Annotated in this window: 18 protein-coding genes and 2 pseudogenes; 13 read left to right on the top strand and 7 right to left on the bottom strand. The window is 44.7% G+C overall.

The annotated features are described in order from the left end of the window. Positions 1–53: 53 nt before the first annotated feature. Positions 54–347, top strand: coding sequence for a zinc ribbon domain-containing protein (locus AAKU64_RS19955; protein WP_503012718.1), 294 nt, complete (start codon positions 54–56; stop codon positions 345–347). Positions 348–496: 149 nt separating this feature from the next. Here AAKU64_RS19955 and AAKU64_RS19950 read toward each other — a convergent pair whose 3' ends face one another. Continuing rightward, the gene (locus tag AAKU64_RS19950; protein WP_354362786.1) at positions 497–3,085 is read right to left on the bottom strand and encodes a tetratricopeptide repeat-containing diguanylate cyclase; all 2,589 of its coding nucleotides are present in this window, start codon (positions 3,083–3,085) and stop codon (positions 497–499) included. Positions 3,086–3,666: 581 nt separating this feature from the next. Here AAKU64_RS19950 and AAKU64_RS19945 point away from each other — a divergent pair. From AAKU64_RS19945 to AAKU64_RS19930, 4 genes and pseudogenes are all read left to right on the top strand, one after another. Next, entirely contained in the window at positions 3,667–5,103 is a 1,437-nt protein-coding gene (locus tag AAKU64_RS19945) for a DUF2130 domain-containing protein (protein WP_354362785.1), read from the top strand. 249 nt (positions 5,104–5,352) lie between these two features. Next, a pseudogene (locus tag AAKU64_RS19940) lies at positions 5,353–5,775 on the top strand (IS21 family transposase); the annotation flags it as partial. Positions 5,776–6,107: 332 nt separating this feature from the next. Then, positions 6,108–6,395, top strand: a complete 288-nt coding sequence (locus tag AAKU64_RS19935) for a ribbon-helix-helix domain-containing protein (RefSeq protein WP_354362783.1) — start codon at positions 6,108–6,110, stop codon at positions 6,393–6,395. A gap of 41 nt (positions 6,396–6,436) precedes the next feature. Further along, a pseudogene (locus tag AAKU64_RS19930) lies at positions 6,437–6,688 on the top strand (type II toxin-antitoxin system RelE/ParE family toxin); the annotation flags it as partial. Between the two features lie 270 nt (positions 6,689–6,958). Here the strand turns inward: AAKU64_RS19930 and AAKU64_RS19925 are convergent. Both AAKU64_RS19925 and AAKU64_RS19920 read right to left on the bottom strand, forming a co-directional pair. After that, complete coding sequence (locus AAKU64_RS19925; RefSeq protein ID WP_354362782.1) at positions 6,959–8,146, bottom strand: RNA-guided endonuclease InsQ/TnpB family protein; 1,188 nt, start codon at positions 8,144–8,146, stop codon at positions 6,959–6,961. Next, entirely contained in the window at positions 8,143–8,403 is a 261-nt protein-coding gene (locus AAKU64_RS19920; protein ID WP_354362781.1) for a helix-turn-helix domain-containing protein, read from the bottom strand. Before AAKU64_RS19920 ends, AAKU64_RS19925 begins: the two co-directional genes overlap by 4 nt. A gap of 37 nt (positions 8,404–8,440) precedes the next feature. On the opposite strand from AAKU64_RS19920, the gene tnpA reads away from it, so the two are divergent. The 5 genes from tnpA (at position 8,441) to AAKU64_RS19895 (ending at position 13,899) form a co-directional block, all read left to right on the top strand. Continuing rightward, the gene (gene tnpA, locus AAKU64_RS19915; RefSeq protein WP_354362780.1) at positions 8,441–8,890 is read left to right on the top strand and encodes an IS200/IS605 family transposase; all 450 of its coding nucleotides are present in this window, start codon (positions 8,441–8,443) and stop codon (positions 8,888–8,890) included. A gap of 374 nt (positions 8,891–9,264) precedes the next feature. Continuing rightward, a complete protein-coding gene (locus AAKU64_RS19910; RefSeq protein WP_354362779.1) occupies positions 9,265–9,555 on the top strand; it encodes a helix-turn-helix domain-containing protein in 291 nt (96 codons plus the stop codon). Continuing rightward, complete coding sequence (locus tag AAKU64_RS19905) at positions 9,552–10,853, top strand: type II toxin-antitoxin system HipA family toxin (protein ID WP_354362778.1); 1,302 nt, start codon at positions 9,552–9,554, stop codon at positions 10,851–10,853. The genes AAKU64_RS19910 and AAKU64_RS19905 overlap by 4 nt, the downstream gene beginning before the upstream one ends. 573 nt (positions 10,854–11,426) lie before the next feature. Beyond that, entirely contained in the window at positions 11,427–12,401 is a 975-nt protein-coding gene (locus AAKU64_RS19900; RefSeq protein WP_354362777.1) for a FlhC family transcriptional regulator, read from the top strand. A gap of 388 nt (positions 12,402–12,789) precedes the next feature. Next, entirely contained in the window at positions 12,790–13,899 is a 1,110-nt protein-coding gene (locus AAKU64_RS19895; protein ID WP_354362775.1) for a CAP domain-containing protein, read from the top strand. A gap of 127 nt (positions 13,900–14,026) precedes the next feature. Here AAKU64_RS19895 and AAKU64_RS19890 read toward each other — a convergent pair whose 3' ends face one another. The 3 genes from AAKU64_RS19890 to AAKU64_RS19880 form a co-directional block, all read right to left on the bottom strand. Beyond that, positions 14,027–15,349, bottom strand: coding sequence for a hypothetical protein (locus AAKU64_RS19890; protein ID WP_354362774.1), 1,323 nt, complete (start codon positions 15,347–15,349; stop codon positions 14,027–14,029). 101 nt (positions 15,350–15,450) lie between these two features. Next, entirely contained in the window at positions 15,451–15,954 is a 504-nt protein-coding gene (locus tag AAKU64_RS19885; protein ID WP_354362773.1) for a hypothetical protein, read from the bottom strand. A 712-nt stretch (positions 15,955–16,666) separates the two neighbouring features. Next, complete coding sequence (locus AAKU64_RS19880; protein ID WP_354335671.1) at positions 16,667–17,824, bottom strand: integrase domain-containing protein; 1,158 nt, start codon at positions 17,822–17,824, stop codon at positions 16,667–16,669. 1,490 nt (positions 17,825–19,314) lie between these two features. Here AAKU64_RS19880 and AAKU64_RS19875 point away from each other — a divergent pair. From AAKU64_RS19875 to AAKU64_RS19865, 3 genes are all read left to right on the top strand, one after another. Then, entirely contained in the window at positions 19,315–20,337 is a 1,023-nt protein-coding gene (locus tag AAKU64_RS19875; RefSeq protein WP_354335673.1) for a PRTRC system protein D, read from the top strand. 8 nt (positions 20,338–20,345) lie between these two features. Continuing rightward, a complete protein-coding gene (locus tag AAKU64_RS19870) occupies positions 20,346–20,651 on the top strand; it encodes a hypothetical protein (RefSeq protein ID WP_354335675.1) in 306 nt (101 codons plus the stop codon). 68 nt (positions 20,652–20,719) lie between these two features. Beyond that, positions 20,720–20,908: a hypothetical protein gene (locus AAKU64_RS19865; protein ID WP_354335677.1), complete on the top strand. Its 189-nt coding sequence runs from the start codon at positions 20,720–20,722 to the stop codon at positions 20,906–20,908. On the opposite strand, the gene AAKU64_RS19860 is transcribed toward AAKU64_RS19865, so the two are convergent. Next, positions 20,898–21,374 carry a toprim domain-containing protein gene (locus AAKU64_RS19860; protein ID WP_354335678.1) on the bottom strand — a complete coding sequence of 159 codons (477 nt, stop codon included), beginning with the start codon at positions 21,372–21,374 and terminating at the stop codon, positions 20,898–20,900. The genes AAKU64_RS19865 and AAKU64_RS19860 overlap by 11 nt on opposite strands. Positions 21,375–21,486: the final 112 nt, after the last annotated feature.

Below are 21,486 nucleotides of genomic sequence, written 5' to 3'. Positions count from 1 at the left end.
TGAAACCTTAATGAAATCATTGACTTACAGAACTACCCCCACGCCAGTGCTCGATCTCCTACCGTCACTTATTGCACCTAAAACAAATCGACCCCCACACCAGCCAGACGTGTCCGGCTTGCGGCCATGTGTCGAAAGACAATCGGCAAACACAAGCAAAATTCTTGTGTGTCGATTGTGGCTACGAAAATCACGCCGATGTCGTTGGCGCGGTCAATATTTTAGAGCGGGGATACCGCTTGTTAGCCTGTGGAGAGTCGGTACAGTCAGACCGCTCAGTGAAGCAGGAACCCGCCGAAGCCACTCGCAAATCATCGCGTAGCGCCGTAGGAATCCCCGTCCTTTAGGGCGGGGAGGATGTCAACACTTGTCAGCGCTTACATCTCTCATTTGGGTCGGTGCGGGTACGCGTCGTGTCGGGATTGCGAACTTTTTCCAGTATGCTGAATTTAGCAAAAACTGAAAAATTTGCGATGCTGATTGACATCTAAAAAGATTAGCCGAATTGCTCGACACGATTTCGTCCCATTTTCTTACTCCGATAAAGCGCCTCATCAACTCTGGTAAGCAAACTTTGAGGAGTATCGTTTTTGTTGGAGCCAGCGACACCAAAACTGGCCGTTTTATGTCCAACAACTGGAAAAAGGTGTGACGCGATTTCCAGACGCAGTTTTTCCGCCAATTTATATGCCCCTTCAATATCCGTGTCGGGACAAATAATCATAAATTCCTCACCGCCCCAACGACCGACAATATCGACATCACGAGTGTTTTGTTCCAAAATATTCGCCATCTCTTTCAAGACCTGGTCGCCAACCGGATGTCCAAAGTTATCATTCACGCTTTTAAAGTGATCGACGTCTAAAAGAACGAGAGAGAAAATGCTCGAATATCGCCGGCTTCTTACCAATTCATCTTCAAGTACTTGGTCAAGTTTTAGTCGATTGAAAAGGCCTGTGAGCCTGTCTTTAACCGCAAGTTGTTCCAATAATTGATTTTTCTCAAGTAGCTTCTCTTGAACTTCCACGTTTGCCATTGCAATAGAGCCATAAGCGCAGAGCGTTTCAACGATAGCGCACTCGCGTTCACCAAAGACATGTCTACCAGTCGTTTGAATAACCATTACCCCTAATAGTCGCTCATTGATTTGAAGTGCGGACATCAATTGAGTGCGATCTAAGCGGTTATTTATCGTATGAGTCTCTGCCGGGTCTCGTACGTCGAAATGTACTTGCCGAGCCTGAGCATAAAGTGCAATCGGATTCGTTTGGTCATTCAACAGAATTTCAGCAACTAATGGCTTATTCTGGCTGTCCTGACCAAATGCCAATCTCAAAACATTGCCGCTCTCTTTTAACTGGTAGACATGCAGGTTGGTTGAATCAATGAGATTTCTCAGATGCAAATCGAGACAAGAGAACACCGCATCTGCATTCAGATTCCCAATGATTTCTCTGCCAATTTTGGCTAAATGCTCCAGCGTAGCGTTTGCAATTAATAATACGTTTATCTTCTCTGCTTCCGCTTTAGCAAGCTGACTCTGAAACTCCGCCTCCACACGTATTTTCTCCGTTTGGTGACTAATTTCCATGGCACTGGCCCGATTGGTCACTTCGCTTGAATAGATTTTGTCTCGGTTAATACTCGCACTTTTACTGATTCGATATGCCTCAGCATAATCACCAATGTTTGCATATTCAGAAGCAATTGAATCCAGCAGATCGCTTGGGACAAAATAGTTTTGTATGGATTCGGCTAGCGACAGCGCCCGTTTCAAAAAGTCGAGCGGTGTTTTATGAGGTTCACTTTCCTGAAATAGTTCTGCGGGAAATTTTTGATACAGGTTTGCCAGTATACGTAGTGCTGCTATCTGATACATGGCATTTGACTTAGCGATCTTTAGTGCAGCATTCGCAGCGATTACCGCGTCGCTTGGGCGGTTTAGATGAAGCAACGCTTGCGCTTGACCTCGTTTGGAAACGCAATGCAAGTCCGCAGCGTTGAGAGCGATTGCGCGTTGTTCAAGTTGCTCAAAAATAGGTAGTGCATTTGAAAACTGCTGGCGATCTAATTCAATATCCCCCAGATAGCGCAAGGCAATCGCATATTGCCGTGAATGGGGCATTCGCGACATCAGGCTGAGAGATTCTTGAAGCAAAGTATAAGCATGGTCATAACGGCGGAGTCTGCGCATAGATGCTGCGACCAGAAATAAACTTCTTCCTAAGCAAATAGGCCAGCCTTTATCCCGAGATAGATCCATACATCGTTGCAGCCATTCTAGAGATGCGCTGTAATCGTTGAGATTGACATATGAATCACTGATGCTACCTGCAACGAAAATAGCTTTACGAATTTGGCCCGTATCTAGAGCATCGTGGTAAGCATCCACACAATATTTGATGCTCTGAACAAAATCGCATTTAAATGAGGCTACCATACCCAAAAATTGGTCAATGGAAGATTTGGAAGTTGAATCTTTTTTTTCTGTATCAGGTTGGAAATAGGCCTTCCATTTCATGATGCTGGCGTCAACGTCAGTAAGTGCATCAAAACTAGCTCTCCAAGCTTGACCCACTTCGACCCGGGTAACATCACACAAGGACGCTGCACTCTCCATGCTTTGTATTTGGCGGTCACGTTGTGGGAAATTGCCTAAATCCTCAGAAATCCATGCCAATAAGTGAAAGGCATCAGATTCACCAGCGGCATCGCCCAAATCGACAAACGACTGCAGAGCCAGATTAGCCAGTCTCTCGCTCTCTTCAATTTCACCATTTAGCCAAAAGATTTCACCGCGTATTAAAAATATTCGGCCTGATATTTGTTGACTTAATTTTGGGCTGATATTTATTGACGATAACGTATCGTGGACTTGCTCTACAAGTGCCAATGAGCGGGTAGGTGCGCGTTGACGTAGATGCCAAGCTAATTCGACTGAAACCAAGATTCGCTCTTCGACATTCTCCGATAGGAATCTTAGTTCCAGATTGGCGACCTGATCTTCCGTGGCAAATAGCGAAATTGGAGCTTGGTGTATAGATTCCTGGGCAAAGCTACGAGTTCGTAGATTATCGTCAAACAATTGATGTCCCTTTGGGAAAATGCTGAAAGATAAAAATCATAATTAAAGCGTCGTTGAGCATAGCAAAGAAATCAAAGATAAGTTGCCAAAGGGTAAGCGTAAATTAAAAATTTATTTCGGGCAGCAGTTTCGAACAAGCCTTTGTTAAATGCTCCTTGGTACTGTATTCAGGAGGGGAGCTTAGCCTACTTATATTTTTAGCGGATAACGCCTTGCGGCAACTTAAGCAAATATATATACAAATCAATCGCCCTTTGATGCGGTTGACTGTTGGCGGGTACTCAATATTGTCCCTTCGGGGGTGCGCGTCAACAGGTGGCACAACCGTCCGATAAAAATTCGAGTTGGCTTTGCTAATCGGACACAACACTTATTGCTGCGAGGCGTTGGTATGTATTCATTATGTTGGGTACAAAAATTGAGATTCAGTATGATCTGTATCGGACTAAACCGTTAAGAGAATAGCGCGAACGACATGAGACGTTTGATGCGGTCCTCTTTTATTGTTTCGTTCAATTTGTTTTGGAGATACTTATGAGATATGCTTTAACCAAGATAAAGCCATCAGGAATCAATAATAAATGAATGACATCAAATGTCCTCACTGCGGTACGGCCTTTAAAATCGATGAAACCGGCTATGCCGATATCCTTAAACAGGTTCATGATGCCGAATTCGACCAGCAACTGCATGATCGCCTTGAGTTAGCCGAAAGAGAAAAACAAAATGCCATTGCACTTGCTGAAGCCAAGATAGCAAGCCAAGCGCAAACTGTATCTGCGACAAAAGATGCCGAGATTCAAAAACTTGAGGCACGATTAGCTGCCGGCGAGACAGAACGCAAACTTGCCGTGAGCGAAGCATTAGGTGCTCTTGAAAGAGAACGTGACTCCTTGGCCAATGCGCTCGAGCGAGCGAATGGCCACGCACAAACCCTATCTGAGCAGGCAGAGGCTAAGCTTGTGCACGAACTCCAGAAGGCGGCATCGGCGAAGGACGCTGACATCCAAACTCTCAAGGCTCAGATTAATAATATCGAGATTACCCAGAAACTCGCGATCACCGAGGCGGTTATTGCAATCGAGCGGCAACGCGATGAACTCAAAGGTAATCTGGAACGGGCAGCGCTTGAAAAACAGATCGCTGAAAAGGCGCTTAAAGACAAATACGAGACCCAGATCAAAGATCGTGACGATGCCATTGAGCGCCTACGGGACATGAAAGCCCGTTTGTCGACAAAGATGGTCGGTGAGACCCTGGAACAGCATTGCGAGACTGAATTCAACCGTATTCGCTCAACTGCGTTTCCACGAGCCTACTTCGAAAAGGACAATGACGCACGATCTGGCAGCAAGGGAGATTATATTTTTAAAGACTCAGATGAATCTGGCACCGAAATCGTGTCGATTATGTTTGAGATGAAAAATGAAGCCGATCAGACCGCAACAAAAAAATCGAACGAAGATTTCTTTAAAGAGCTTGATAAAGATCGCATTGAAAAAGGCTGTGAATATGCGGTACTGGTCACTTTGTTAGAACCTGACAGTGAGCTCTACAACACAGGTATTGTTGACGTGTTCCATCGGTACCCGAAAATGTATGTTGTACGGCCCCAGTTCTTCATACCGATCATCACATTACTGCGCAATGCAGCGATGAATTCTCTGTCATACAGGAACGAGCTCGCCTTGGTTAGGTCTCAAAATATCGATATCACGAATTTTGAAAACGATCTAGATACGTTCAAGACAGCATTTAATCGGAATTACGAGCTGGCAGCTGGAAAGTTCAAATTGGCGATTGATGAAATCGATAAATCGATTGATCACCTGCAAAAAACCAAAGAAGCTTTGCTTGGCACCGATCGAAACCTACGCTTGGCGAATGATAAAGCTCAGGACGTGACTATTAAGAAGCTAACCAAGGGGAACCTGACAATGGGGGTTAAGTTCAGAGATCTCAAAAACGCTGAAGCCAACGGAGCAGCTCAACAGAATTTGGTAAGTGACGACTCATAACTTGACCAATGAAGTGAACCGTTTTTATGGGGCTGTAACAAACACTCAGCCGATATCGATTGTCGGCGAGCACTCAGCATTGACCATCAGGGGGTGCGGATAAAAACTTGGACTACTTGGAGGTAGTTAATGCATGCAATCAAGGTGTTGATTTGCATCTAAAACTGACCCACCTAGAAGCCTAATTTGCATCGAAAATTGATCCACGTGTAAACGCTATCCTGCTTATTTTTTAAGCAGGAGAATTGAGTGATAAACGTGATAATTTTAAGTAAGATCCGTCGCTGGCATTTCCGTGACCAACTCTCCTTGCGGGAGATTGCCAGACGTACTGGACTATACCGAAACACAGTTCGTAATTATGTCAAGAATGACAAAATTATTGATCCAGTGTATCCACAACGTGTTTCGCCAAACAAACTCGATAGCTTTGCCGACAAGCTCCGGCAATGGCTGTTTGATGAAACTAAGAAGTCTCGCAAGCAACGGCGTTCATTAAAACAAATCCATGCTGACTTATGTGCCTTAGGCTATGACGGCTCCTATGATCGTGTGGCTTGCTTCGCGCGACGTTGGCGGCAAGAGGAATTGGAACGATTAAAAGAGTCCGGTAAGCATACCTATATTCCGCTGAAGTTTGCACCCGGTGAGGCGTTTCAGTTCGATTGGAGTGTCAATCAGCGCGGGAAATTTTCCACTTTTTGTAAAATTCAGAACTATGGAAATATTTAACAATTCAGACACGACGCCCCTCTTGAACGATATATCCGGAAAACTCGCGTGCTAACACATGGCAAAAGCATGACGCTATTTGACGGTCAACCATATTCGCGGTTACGCGTACTGGACAAAATTAACGTAAATTCCAAGTCAATTCTGGCCATGGTTTGAAAATCAGCAAAATACCGAACATTAAACTTCAGTCAATTATTTTTGGTTGCTTCTCACCACAGATTTGCTATGATGGTAGGAATTTTTCATACTATTTACCAAAAGGCAAATCAATGACGACCGCAGAAAAAATCAGTATTGCCCTGCCACCAGAAATGGTTCATATCGTCCGCGCAGCTGTAGCGACAGGTGAATACGCCTCAAGCAGCGAAGTTATACGTGACGCGTTACGTGACTGGACATACAAGCGCAGCCTGCGCATGCAAGGTATCACTGAACTGCGAGGTGTGTGGCAGGAAGCGCTAGCCGACAAAACACCTAGTTTTTCCGCCGATGAAGTGTTGACTCGCCTTGAGCGTAAGTACCAAGCGATCGCCAACGCGGCAGGCGATACCAAGTGATGCGGTTAGAACTGTCGCGTTACGTTTAAGATGATCTCGATACGATCGCCGACTTTATCGCCCAAGACAATCCGAGTCGTGCGGTAACATTCATTCAGGACATACGCAAAAAATTTGCTTATATCGAGCTCACTCCGCTGATTTATCAACTTCGTCCAGACATTGGGAAAGATGCTCGCATGGCTACCGTTGGAAACTATGTGATTCTATTTCGTATTCTGGACGACGTGGTGCGGATAGAACGAATTGCCTATGGTGCTCGCTATTTACCAGGTGTTTTCGATCAGTCTTGAATCATTTGACATATTAGTTTCAAGAACATATTTGACCGGCGAAGGAGAAGTGTTATTTATTTCGACACTAAGGTATGGCTGGTATCGATGCTGCAGCTGTAACGCAAGGCGTTTTGGCGACTGCGCAGAATAGAATGAAACCAGTCATTCGTAAATCGTTTTATATGGGCTAAAGCAATGAATGCTATCTTAAAAAAATAGACTTTGAAATTTCAATGATGCACATTTTGGTTAAAAGTGTGTATCATATTGCAATGAATACTCCCACAGCTAAACGGTAAAAAGCCTTGTAGCTGGGGTTTCTCGGGTCAACGACCAGAGCGCAGGGATGTTGCCATCCTCAAGACTTACCACGATCTCATCGAGCGATGGCTGAATTTCTCCGGCCGGTTCGGAGCATCCCGCCCCTACCTTACTTTTTACTATTCCCGTCCGTTTCTTTTCTCTTTTAGCACACTGACCAGCGAGCAGTTGCCTGACCCCACGCAGAGCAATGACCTTGCCTGCGTTGAGGTCTGCATGATCAGTGTTCCCGCAGCGTAAGCAGACGAATTCGGATTGTGAGACCCGGTTGTCCTGGTGAATGTGGCCGCAAGCGGCACATTCCTGCGAAGAATAGAACGGCGGTACTTCTAATACCAGCTTGCCACGAGAGCGCGCTTTGTACTGCAAAAAGACTTTTGTTGATCCCCACGTCGAAGCCAGGATCGATTTGTTGAGCCCAGACTTGGCGGCTGCGCCGTTCTTGATCCATCGGGCTTGCTCGTCTTGTTTTGGTTTGGCTTTCTTGGTCATGTTCTTGACTTTTAGCGCCTCGAACACATAGAGCTTGTAACGCGGATCGGTCGCTAACGCATGGCTTGTCTTGTGGGCGACATCACGACGCATATCAGCGCCATAGCGCTGGTAGCGTGCTACTTTGCGCTTGGCCTTGACCCATCGTGCTGATCCGTTGTCCCTCTTGGCAAGTCGGCGCTGCCAGCGCTTTTTGTGCTTGTCTTGTTTTTTAAGTCGTTTTTCTTGCTCTTCGGTGAAACCGAACTGCTGGCCATCACTTCCTGCGAGAGGCAGATGGACACCACGATCCAAACCGACCGTCATTTCCCGTAGCTCGGCTTCGGTGTGCTGCATCAGCCATGCCGCCGTGTCTTTCTCGTTTGGCTCGATGGTACCGTCGTCGTCGTTAAATGAGACATGCCATTGGCTGCAATGGAGGCTGATATGGATGGACGCTGGAATCTTGTATTGTTTGTGCGCTTTGAATTGCAGTGTGCCAACAGGGTATTTCTTGGTGCCGATGGCGAGCTGGTGCGCGGTAATTTCCCCTGTCTGCGCATCAACAATTGGCGTGAACTCAAACAAGTCTGCCATCAGCCACGCTGATTGCTTACCGTGTCGTTTATGGATTGTCGGGCGTCCTCCAAGCTTGGAGAAGAAGCGGCTGTAAGCGCCTTTCAACGCACCACACCATTACGCAGCAAACTACCAGGCACGTTCGAGAGCCATGGCGTTAAGTCGGTTTTGAAATGGCTGTACTGCTGATCGATCGGCGCACACTGGCCGGTATGCTGCAAAGACTTGCGCGCAAAGGTACGGAAGTACTGATCCTCACGCACCTTCGCGTTGTAGATATCACGCTGACAGCCGATCCATTGCAACAAGGTCTGTGCTTGTGCAGGAGTGGGATAACAGCGGAAGCAATTGCCGATTTGCATACCTGCTATACTAGAACGAATACATTAAGGCACAAGTATGGAAAATACCAATCAATCAAGCTCTCACGCGGTTTTTAACATTAAGCTGCATATTGTTTTTGTGACGAAATATCGCCGTAAAATACTTACACCTGATCTGCTAGCGTATCTTAAAGAGGCGTTCGCTGATTGCCTAACGGCTTGGCGATGTTCGCTGGTGGAGTTTGGTGGTGAGCCTGATCATGTCCACTTGCTCGTTGACATCCATCCGGCGCTCAACATTTCGGTGCTCATTAACAATCTTAAAACTGCCAGCGCACGACGCGCCAGAAGCCGGTTTGAAGCGCACCTTGCGCCGTTCTACAGTAAGCCGTTGTTCTGGCATCGGGCGTACTTTGTTGGCAGTGTTGGCGGCGCGACGCTGGAAACAGTGCGCGCCTATGTCGATGCGCAAGGCACCGAAGAACACGCAAGAAAAGCAGCAGCAAAAACAAAAACCTCCGCTTGACCCCCTCCTGACTGCACGGCTCCGCCTATATGTTCGCTGCGCAAACGGACAGACTAGGAAGGGGAATGCGCGGACATATGTTCAACGTAATGATGGCTATGGTTATACAACCAAAGGCAAGCAGTCTTCGACTGCTCTCCTATCCCTCACCGCCCTGAAGGACGGCGTATCTCGGAGGAATTCAGGATGAAAATTTCTTTTTTTAAATAGGAGTACACTGTTTATATCAAATGTAACATTTTTATTCTATAAAAATGTGATGTTTGACACTATTAACACATAGTATATGATATATTCATCAATTAAAATATCGTTCTCTACACTTAGATAATGTAAAAGTGTAGTTAGTTACACTAACGGTGGTTGGAGATATCGTGGATTTCATCAAACAAGTGAATAGTCAGCGGCATCGACTGAGAAAAAGCGTTGTCGACGTTAGTCGGATTATCGGAATCGAGGTGTCAAACCTCTACAGAATGTTTAAAAACGAGCCAGATGTGCGTTCAAGCACCTTGGATGATTTGGCTTCGGCATTAGACGCTAAGTGGGTCTTGGTACCCAAACATTTACTGCCAGAAGTGGAACGGCTCATTTCTGGAAAACCCATTGGGGTTGACGATGCACCCTCCTCAATAGATCGATTATTCGGAGTAAATTCATCATGAGCGAACTACTGTCACCGCGGTACCTCGAAGTATGGATTTATGGTGAATTGGTTGGATGGCTTTGTGAAGCTGGCCGTGTGACACGTTTCGTTCCAACGGAACGCTACTTGATCGACAAAGAACGCCCTACTCTCTCACTCTCTTTAACCATACCGAACGAAGAGAAAATTAATCAAGAAATCCTCCAAAACTCCTTTCATCGGGCAATGTATCGGGAGCGCGGTGAATTGCCCCCCTTCTTTGCCGGCCTACTACCTGAAGGTCCGTTACGTGAGCGCTTGGAAGCAACGCGTAAAGATAAGCGAGACTGTGATGACTTTGGAGTCTTGGCTGCGGCCGGCGAAGATCTCCCCGGCGCGGTAAAAATCGTTCCCGCCAATATTGATAACTTGACCGCTTCGGCGCGTGCTATCGGAGTTACTGGGGGATCAGATAATCTTGAAATATGCGTGCCTGAGGCAGCAACGGAAGGTGCTGCTTCAGTATCGGGTTTTCAAAACAAAATTGCTCTATCAAGTGCTAAAGAAGGCCGCACTTACACGCTGCCTTTCCATGGAAAGTTATCTGACATTATTGCAAAATTGCCAGCACCAAACGACGATTCAATGGTCTTTAACGAATATTCAGCGATGATGTTGGCAGCATCTGCAGGGGTGCGTATCGCAACGTGTAAGCCCCAACAGATGAAAACCATCACGCGCCTTCCTGAACTAGTAACGCAACTCGGTGAGAACACCCACTTTCTTGCGGTTGATCGCTTTGATCGTCGGCCGGGTGGTCCTGTTCATATTGAAGATGGTTGTCAAATGCTGTCTTTGATGCCAAACGAGAAGTATGCCAGCGAGAGTAAATACATTTCTTTCTTGCGTGTTCTCGATCGCATTAGTGCGAACGGGATTGAGGACGTGCGGCAGTTCTTTATCCGACAAGTAGTTAATACATTGATCGGTAACTGTGACGCGCATCTAAAGAATTTTTCCCTTATCTATGACAACGGAATCATTCCGCAGCTGTCACCGGCATACGATATCGTGTGCGTAGTTGGATTACCCAATTTCGAAGGATTTGCTACCAATGTGGCTATCGACAAATTACAGAGACAGCAGACGATCGATACGTATAAGCAAATTGCCAAAGAAGCCAACATATCTGAAAGGATTGCTATCAGAGCGGTCAAAGATGCGGTGGAAATGGCACAGGACTCATGGCCCGACCGAATGAAGGCGCTAAACACGCCATCAAACATTCAAAAAATCATCCGTGCCCGGTTAAAGACGTTACCACTAGCCAACATTTAATTTAGCTCTTCTGCAGAATTACTTTTACTGACGCGCAAAGCAAATTGCCCCCGGACACCCCATGCCCTAGCCCATGCTTGCGCGCGCCTCTTTTCCTCTGGGGTTTTTGCCACAATTATCCTGTCAACGGCGGTATTTAAGCGCCGGACTGAATACGCAATTCGCTCGTACTGGTTTTTTTTCATAACCTGATTTTAATTTATATTAGTTTGTACAGAGCAAGGTAACAGAAAGAAGAAATGGTGTTTTTCATCTAAGTTCCGTAACTAAGTGTTTTTAAGGTAATTGGTTAAATCACCTTCTCCCAGTAGCAAACAAAATCATCCAAATGTTGGTAAATAAAAAGAGAAATCGCGCAAATAAACCAATAACGCAATTAACGCACATTGATTTAATCAACAACTATGCACACTACTCCGTTCCGACACTAAGAGTTAATCAACCGCCCTACATGCTGAGAACTCGGTTTTTTCTGATTATGTTCGCCTTTGTATTACTCCCTTTCTGACTAAAATAACCGAATGGAACGAACTCTTCTTCGGGGACATCACGAAACTGACGAACTCGTTTAGCTTGGCACCCTCCTCCCAGAATCAGCAGTTAGGTACCGAAATCAAATACCAAAATAAGTTTTATCTGAATCATCTCATTCATGTGGCCAAGAATTCTCCCCTCGCCGTCCTCGAATTGGGTGTCAGTTCCGAGGTGATCTCGCTCTTGCGCGAAGTCACGGTCGAACAAAAAAATAATGCAATGCGCTTTAAATTACCCCTGTTCCAGTGGCGGTTTTCAACCCTTTCTTTGCCAGCACTGCCGCCGAGTCTGAGTCTGGTTCGTAGTAGTACCAATACTGATTTGGAGTCCAATACGGATGGTAAGTTACAAAGCAAAACCACGGCAGAATCCGGCTCGGGACCAAGGTCTCGGGCAAAATTAGGCGCTAATTCTGACGATGAGTCCGTATCCGAAATCGATTGGATCCATTATCTGATCCGCTCCTCGCCATTGGCGCTCGATCAATTGCCCAAACTGTCCGCGCTTGGCACCACTTATCGTTCCGAAACCGTTTATCCTCTGGCCGAACATCTGGTACGGTTTAAAATGCGCTCGACCATCATTACCACCCTCATCCCGAATTTGCATAACGCTAAAATGCGGGAAATGTATCATCGCATTTTAGGTACCAGTTCCTCTTGCGGTAAATTACCCAGTGCCACTGGCTGGTATTTTTTAACTGAACGCCGGCGCGCGCATAGTTCTTTTTATTTATTGTTATATCGACTCGCCTATGATGCCGGTTTACCGCATATTCATAGTATTATTGCAAGCTATAGCTGGTACACCATGTTGGCAGGCGCAGATCCTTTGCCCATTGATCGTATGGGTGTCTTGGTTAATGGCGTACAGTCAGGGTCAGGGATGATGTATATCGCAGCATGCCGGAAATGTAAGGGTAATTATCTGTTGTCGAACACAGACGAGAAGAAAGAGTTTTCTCATGACTACCATTGTGAGGCTTGCAAACGTCGCTCCCCCTTGGCCGCTTGATGATCAGCTCAACGCCTTTTTTACGGTAGTTTGACTTTTTTGCTTTGATGATTTTTTTACGTGATTTCTTGTGTTGTTGTGTGTGTTGTTGTGTGTGTTGTTGTGTGTGTTGTTGTGTGTGTGTTGGAGCGTTGGTTGTTTTCAATGTGGTTTCTTTTGTTTGTGACTTTCCTTTTGTACTTTCAGCACGGCTCTGTCGTGCTTTTTTTTTCGCTTTTTTTACGCTGATTTGTGTCGCTTTTTTGGCGGTTATTTTCTGTAGCGAACGAATTTTTTGGCGATTTGACTTATTTTATTTATGCGTACCATGAAGTTATGTCGTCGCCACTGGGGCGATCAAGACAGTCTGAGGATAGTGCTCAGATTCACTTACTAAAAAGGTTTTATCATGACTCAATCATCTTCTCGCTTTTCTCCCTCTGCAGCGACGCGCTCCCTGCTCTCTTTGTCGGTCTTGGCGACGGTTGCTGGTTTATCCGCTTGCGGTGGTGGCGGCTCGGGTTCTTCTACCCCGACCACACCTGTGGTTTCGACTTGCAGCAATGGCGGTACGGATTATCCGACTTGCACTGCGCCTGTTACAGCGGCGCAGTTGCAATTGACTGTGTCAGCACCGCCATTGGCAGCCGGCTCACAAGAATTAGCAGCGTTTAATTATTTGAATAATTTTCGACAATCATTGGGCTTAGGCTTATTGGCGTATTCAGCACCATTGACGTTGGCCAGCAAAAATCATGCAAATTATTTGGTTTTAAACCACGTTTTTCAGCACTCGGAAGATCCAGGCAAACCGGGATTTACGGGTGTGTCCGATACTGACAGGGCAAACTTTGCTGGCTATGCGACTAATTATTTTGTGAGTGCCGGCGGTTCTTCTGCTAATACAATGGCAGGTGCGATACAAGTTCTGATCAATTCAATTTACCATCGTGATACGTTGATCAATCAAAGTTGGACTGATCAAGGGATGACGGGCTTTTGCGACGGAGTTTGTGATAGTCCAGTAGCAGAAGTTTATTTGAATGTCGGCCAGAAAACAGCAAATGGTCAAACTAATGCTTCGGATTTCGTAATGATGTACCCGATGGATAAGCAAACTAACATCAATTTAACTATGGGTAATGAGAACCCTAATCCTTTCCCTGATATTTCAAGCGGGATAATGTATGGAATTGTTGGATATCCAGTTTCTTTTGCGATCGCCGCTAACCAATTATTGGTATTAAAAGATTTTACGATGACTGAGGTTGGTAGTTCGGTTCCTTTGAGCGCTTATGTTTATACAGCCACCAACGATCCGAAGAAATTGATTCCAAGTAACGAAGCGTGGTTGACTGCCAAATCTCAATTGAAACCATCGACTACATATAACATGGCGCTACATGGATCAATTAACGGCCAAGATTTTGGATGTGCGGGAGGAAAGATTGTATTCGGCAAAAATCTTGGATGTTTCTGGAGCTTTACGACTGCACCGGGTTTAATCCCCAGCTTTTAATTACATCGTTAAACCTAAAGCCGAGCATAGCTCGGTTTTTTTGTTAAATACAAAAATGTGACACTAGTAAATGAAAATCCCTCCGTTAAATAACTGCGGAGGGATTTTTAAAAAACTTTGGCGCTATTTAATTACAACCTTGGCTATGAGCATGAGCATACCATCCATCTGCCGGCGCAATGAATTCACTTTGCGGTGCCTGCTCCCCTTTTTTTAGGTGTAAGGTATCAGCGTTACATGAACCACCGTCAATGAAGAAAATACCGATAGGTTTATTCGGAAACAACGGTAAAGATTGGTCAAGCGCAATTAAATCACTGGAACTTGGAGAACGATTTAGATCAAACCATAATAAAAAGTGATAATCAGAATCAGGATAAAATTGCAACGGATTATACGTGGGCAAAGTTGACCAAGACCTTACACAAATTAACCCCTCACTAGGTAGGGGACCATATTGCATGAAACGTGGTGGGGCGCATGTGGGTGCATTAGTTGTACAATTACTTTTGTCCCAAGGTGAATAGGATGTTCCATTGCATGAGTTCGTCGTGACTTGTCTATTCATGTTGCCCGATTGACCAGCCGGACAAACCGCTGTCTCGGTTGATGTAGAAGAAGTGCAAGAAGGCGGAAGTGGAGTGCATCCGCTAGAATCAGTTGATGAAACTGCTGTACACGAAACACCCACATAATTGGTCGTTGTCACCGTCTGGCCAGTAAAACCCGCTGGACACACGCCCGTAGTTGAAGTGCTAGCAGGACACGCTACGGCGACGCAACCACTAGTATCCCAACCTGAGTAAGACATTACGCCAGAAGGGCAAGTGGAAGTAGCAATTCTAGACTGATTGCCTGTATAGCCATTATCACATGCCTGTGACTCAACGCCAGTTGTTGTGGTACACGGCTGTGTACAAAACTGCTTGTCGGTCGTGGTCGTCGGCACGCACACCCCATTCACGACATTAAAACTGGTGGTGACAATGGTTTGTCCCACTAGTCCACTTGGGCAAGTGCCTAGACTTTCAACGGCACTTGGGCAGGTGGGTGTACAGGTTGGGTAGTCTGATGCGCCATTGGCGCACTTGGCCGGCGCATTGTTTATGCAACCACTGGTGTCCCATGCGCCGTAGGTGCTGCCCGTGCAACTGTTCGTGCTGACGATCCGGGTTTTGTAGCCCGACTTGCCCGGGTCACACGCGGCAACTTCATTGCTCGTTGTCGTGTTACATGGGGTGGTGCAGCCGCTCCAGTCCGTGTTTTGTGATGGAGTGCAGGTTCCATTGATCACTGTATACGTCGTCGTCGTGGAGGTTTGTCCTATTTGACCAGGAGGACATTGCCCATTGGTGGTGTAATTTGCCGGGCAAGTCGGTGTGCAAATTGGGTAGTCGGCCAGCAGGGCATCAAGTAATTCGGCTGAAGGGGGGTTCTTCTCCACGGTCATCATTGCTCCTATCAATGGGGGCAGTTTCCTGCAAAATGTCCGTTTACACAAAATTTCGTACACCCTTCCAGAAACAAGGAAATTTTTCTATTTCTGAATTCTTAATCAATGAAATTCACTAATTCTTCATTCTGCAGATTTTCCCTAGGCTTAATCTGCTCATGAACATAACGCTTATCTTGAGCAATCATCTCAATATCGAAAGAGCCATTTGCTATGTACTGCGCTGGCGTACGATTTGTTTTGCTATGCTTACGAATACAGATTGCGTCACCGTCAATCGCCGTAGGTTGCATCACCGCCGCAATTCGCATACCGCTGTAAGCCGCATTCACAATTCCCGTACTAGTTCCCGCAATGGCATCTTTATTGCCGACCGCTGAAGATAAAAACTGAATCCCCATTCGGATCATTGAAGGAACCATCTCAATGTCGGTCTTTTCCATGCGTCCATTTTTTTCTATCCAAATAGACTTATGGTTATTGACCATAATTTCCGAGACTGATGGATCCTCAATCAACGGCAATAGAGGTACCAAGCCTTTAGCAAAGGACTCGAAAGATCCTTTTTCGATAGGTGTTAGGAGGAGATCATTTTTGCTCATGGCCTTATGGTCTATCAAAATGTCATTTTGACTTGCGCAAAAGACGCATGATTTATAGACCCAAACCGTTATTTCTGTCACAGCTTGTAATTATGTATGTGGCCATTTTGGTACTTTGTTTTTCCTGACGCTGAAACGTTAAATGAAGTAATCAGGAATTTAACTTTTCCGCACGCACGGAAAAGTTAAACGAAGTATCCGTACATTTAACAAATATGCGATACATCTAAAAAGTTAATCGCCAGTGTTTTGGGACTTTGCAGATATTCGTTTTTTTTGTTTTCCGTAATTGCGGAAAAGAGCTAGTTAAAAATTTTGGACGCAAAAAAAAATGCGCGCACGCGTGAAGAACACTCTTGTTAAATTCCAGTATTAAAACAACCTTCTACTATCACCACCTATTTTGCCCCATGTTCAATAACGTCAACTTGCTCAAATTTGAAGCAATGACGACTTTAATTACTACTGCTGCAGGTTTTGAGCGAACCGTCTATTGTTATCCAAAAACTTATCCACAGATTTTGTGCATAACTATCTCGGATAGTGTTGTGACAATAAATGTAATGAAACACCGACACCACCCAGTCCCATTGTTATTAGTGGCAGTTTGACTTGCAACCATGGGGCGCTCGTCATAATGACAAATCCGATAAAAATAAAGAGAAACAACAAGACCCAGAGGAGACCTGTCGTGATCACAATTCGTTTGAAACTATTCATGCACTAACTCCATTTCTTTCAATCTTTTATAAAGATAACTACGGGCACATCCAAGCATCTGTGCTGCTTTCATTTTATTGCCCTCAGCCTCCTCCATACTTTTGAGAATCTGGTCATTTGTGATGTCTTTTGACGTTTTCAACTTGATTGCCGCATGGGAGCCAATATAAGCATTGGATTTGCTGGCCAGCGAATGCCCAGCATGTTCGGCAATGATTTTGCGCGCACTCTCTAAAATGTCTTTTTGTGGCACATCGCCGCCACGCACCGCACTGTCCTTACCAGTTAAGTTTTTGTACAGATTATTGAGATATTGGGCGCGTAGGCCGTGTGGCGTCACGCCAAGTCCTTTTTTTGTCAGCCCATATTTTCTGAGAATGTTGTAATACTTACTCTTCCATTGCTTTAGTGAGAATTCATTGGGGATCGTCGTTTTGGATTTATTGTTGATATATTGCTTTGCAGTCTCAATTATCTCTAACTGCGATTCATCATCAATTTCAACCCGACGATGCCGCCCGCCTTTTGTGCCATCTTCAACCATCAAGTAAGTTTCGCCATGCAATCTCATGACCGTATCAAAAGGTCGCATCAGCATGCTTTCTTCTGCTCTCAAACCGAAGGTGATTTGCAGCATGAGTTGAATACCAATGTATTTGTTGTCCATTGTGATTCTCCCGATTAACTCTTGGGCATCGACCCCATTGCTTTCCCATGATTTATCCTCCATCACAATGCCTGACCGTTTTGGTAGTTCGCACAGCGAAGGATAGCTCTCTGGATTTTTGACGATGTTTGCTTTTCTTAACCAAGTGGCTAATGTTGATAAATAGGTCAGCTTGTTTTCTATCGTACCGCGTGTTTGTTTTTTTGATACCCAATGGGTCACAAGAAAATTAATGTGTTTCTCTTTGAGGTTGGATAGGCTGGCAATCTCAAATTTACCAATGGCATAAATTTCTTCGACTGATGCAACCATACAAAGGCATCTGAGACGCTGCGTTTTTATACCCAAAGCAGCTTTGCTCTGCCGAGTCTTGCTGTGCGGTATCTGAATACTCTTTGTAAATAGTTTGCTCAACTCATTTTTGATCGCCTGCGGCAATTTTGCTCGCTCAACGTCATACGCGTGTTCGTAAGTCACGGCCATGATTTCCCCTTTTTTGGAGTTGTTTAAAAATCGTTGCAAATTAACGCCTTGCGGGGCGGCTTCCAGCAGGACCAGGGCTCTTTAGCGATAAACTTGGCAGTTCAATTCTGGCTGGCACCATCCTTGAACTCGACTCACGTCGTCATCCGAACTGCTTTGCAATTCATCAAACCTGCTTCAAACCCAAAAAATTCATTACGGCCAAATCACCATTTTTGCGAAAGCTCCAGGAGAGACATTCAATCAAAAAAAATGATGGTGCAAAAACATTTAAACGGTTGAAAAAAGCTTGGTTGCACTAACTTTGCAAATCCGATAATCCATTTGCTGTTTGGGGAAAGGTAGCAACACCTTGTTAATGAATGTCACAAACAGCTTTAAGGCTTGCCGCCCTTGCTGCGAGTGGGATACCTCATTGATCTTAATAAGACGTGCTCGATTGCAGTCTTTTTCCGATCAATGTCACCCCGAGAAGGGTAATCAGGCGTCCTAATTTGTTTTGGTCTGTGTAGTCGGGATTGTGTCTTTAGAGTAGGCTTCATTCCTTGCAAGACTCTAAAACAAACGACGGGGCCAATGTTTATCACTGTTCTGTCGTCCTCAGTCTTTACTCTTCTATCTTGTTGATTCTTTTAAAAAAATTCACGTCCACGAATGGAGGTGAATACACAAAAGAAATCAAGTTAAAAGGGAAAGAAAGATTCAACAATAGTTACTGCTTTGAAGTTCTGGCACTCAGTAGTTGAAGTGATTTTTTGAAGTTTGCTTGCAGTAATCACGTCCCATCTTGGGGTGAATTACCTGCAACCTTCAAAAAACCTATCAAGTTTTGAGGCAGATTGTGGCGTTAAGCCATGCGACGATGCTAGTTACCTAGCGGGGATTCTTATCAAATTCTGTACTGCAAGTTGAATATTAATGTCTTTTATTGCAGAAATCTATGATAACAACCTACTTTTTTGAAGCCTCTCCTCTTTCACATCCTACCTCTCACTCTTAACCGTTTTTAGTCAGTTAAAACCCATCTTAGAAATCCGCTAACTGAGCTGAAATGAGCCCAATTTTGCTAGTGAAACATGTAAAAACGAGTGACCAACGAATGATCTAATCACTATTGATGATGAACTATGGCTAAATTTGTACATTTAAATGGCTTAGTTTGTTTGTCTGTCAATTGACTTAATAACACTTGTACATAATTTGTACATTTAAATGGCTTAGTTTGTTTGTCTGTCAATTGACTTAATAACACTTGTACATAATTTGTACATTTAAATGGCTTAGTTTGTTTCTCTGTCAATTGACTTCATTGCACTTGTACATAATTTGTACATTTAAATGGCTTAGTTTGTTTCTCTGTCAATTGACTTCATTGCACTTGTACATAATTTGTACATTTAAATGGCTTAGTTTGTACTTCATACAACACCGTCGATTTAACTATGGCTAAATTTGTACATAGTTTGTCTATTTAATAATTTGGAGTTCTTATGTACTTCCCTGTTTTTGCATGTGATATTGGCTTCGGTCAAACCAAAGTGGCGGCGAGACTCCCTGGGCCAGAAAATAAATTGTTCTATGACAGTTTCCCCTCCTTATCGCCGCGGCATGTTACTTCTAACCTTTCAAGCCATTTACCAAATGCGGTCGCCAACCGTACTTATATTGTGCGGGTGGACGATGTTGAGTTTGCTGTTGGGCCAGATGTCAAATTTGCAGTAGGAGGGACGACTGGCAATGGTCGCACGCTTACTGACGACTTCCCTACCTCCGTTAATTACAAAGCCTTGTTTTTAGGTGCTTTGGCGCACGTTGATGCAACTGAAGTTGACTTGCTGGTGCTTGGATTGCCGGTACATACGATGAAATTGTATAAGGATCACTTGCTTAAACATTTTGTGGGTGAGTTCCAAGTGCGAGGAAAATCAGTGGTTGTTCACAAAGTCATCATCTTGCCCCAACCAGTGGGCGCTTTGCTGCACTATGGATCAACCATTGAAGAGGGCCTGAGTCAGGACGAAAATAGATTAATTGTGGACTGCGGCTATGTGACTACGGACTGGGTGTTGTCCCATGGCTATCGAATGATTGAGAGTAGAAGTTCAGGGACACCTACAGGAGTATCCGCCATTTTGAATTCAATGGCGGACCTCATCAGTAAAGACGAAGGAAAACCATTTGATCAAATAGAACGCATTGATGATGCATTAATTTCTGGAAAGCCGATGCGGTTTTTTAAAAATATGATTCAACCGGACAAGCTACGTTCGTATCTCGACAACTCTTCCTTCATCACTGACGACTGCGCAAAGAAAATTCGTTCATCGGTTGGTGACGGTGGTGATCTTAGTTCGATCCTGATGGTAGGTGGTGGATCGCATTATTTTGCACCCAGCATCGCTAAGTCGTTTCAAGACGTTGAAATCATCCAATTAGACAACTCTCCATTTTGCAATGTAAATGGATTTTTACTCTTTGGCGAACACCAGCACAAACGTCTTAAAGCAGCGTGAGGTCTGCAATGATAGAAGATGAAGAAATCACACTACGCGTAAAGATTAACGGCAATGACTTCCCTGCTCTTGTTGAGTTTTTGCAGTCAGAACCAAATCAGATGCGACGGACACGAAAACTTTGTCAGCTTGCGACTCAGGCTTTACACGGTGCGGAAATGGTGAAGCCTGTCTCTGCATTAAATACTCACCAAACCAGTGTCCCATTGCCGGTAAAAACAGAGCTTGTGAAAACATTAGGCTCTAATAAAACGGCCAGTTCAAGTTTTGGGGACATTGATCTGTCTATGGTCGGGGGGGTTGAGACGTTTTAAAACAGTGAGAACGTGAGAGTTATTTGTGTAGTTTTTGACGACACGATTTGGAGGACTACAGGAATAATATGAAACAAACTCACATCAGCGAATTTGAACTTATCGTACTTTTTATAGCGGGAGTTTTAGTGGGTATCGGCATCACCTTGGCATTTTTAGTGAGCCAGTACTTTTTTATTTTGGTCGTACTAGGCTTACTACCCTATGTTGTCCTGCTTGAACGCAGCAGAGCAAAAAAAAACCCTCTTAATGACTAGGAGGGTTTTTGGGTTTTAGCATCGGCAAATTACAGCATTTTTTCTCTTTCAACATTTGATCAATCACCAAAAACGGATGATCACTCTTTTGTTGTATGCACCGGGTTAATAGCGTGTTAGTGATATTCCCCAGTTGATTGGTCGCTGACATCCATACATCCGCCCAGTCTGTCTTTTCAACATCAGGCAATCGGATCTCCACTTTAAACCCCATCTCCATTAACCGTCTCGCAAGTTGCTGTGCGTAATGGGTCCCAGGCCGATAATTTCTGATTGGATCGAATTTATCATGGTCAGCATAAATAATGACCTTATCAAAATCCGATTTGAGAATATCGGCTTTCGCGAGATTGCCCGCATTTAAATAACTCCGGACATTAATTTGATATTGATGAGCGGTAGCGACAGTAAGCATGGTCTCGAAACCCTCACCTACTGCAAGAACCCGGGATTCTGGGTTCGTCACAATCGACGTACCAGCGCGGCGTTGGTGCACTTAAAAGTTGAAGTAAAAAGTACCCCAACCCCGATCATTTATGCAGGAACTTTCTGACTACGGACGGAGTTTGGGCGTCCAG

The organism is Undibacterium sp. GrIS 1.8, from assembly GCF_040544445.1.
Taxonomy (GTDB): domain Bacteria; phylum Pseudomonadota; class Gammaproteobacteria; order Burkholderiales; family Burkholderiaceae_D; genus Undibacterium.
This window is presented reverse-complemented; position numbering and strand designations above follow the sequence as displayed.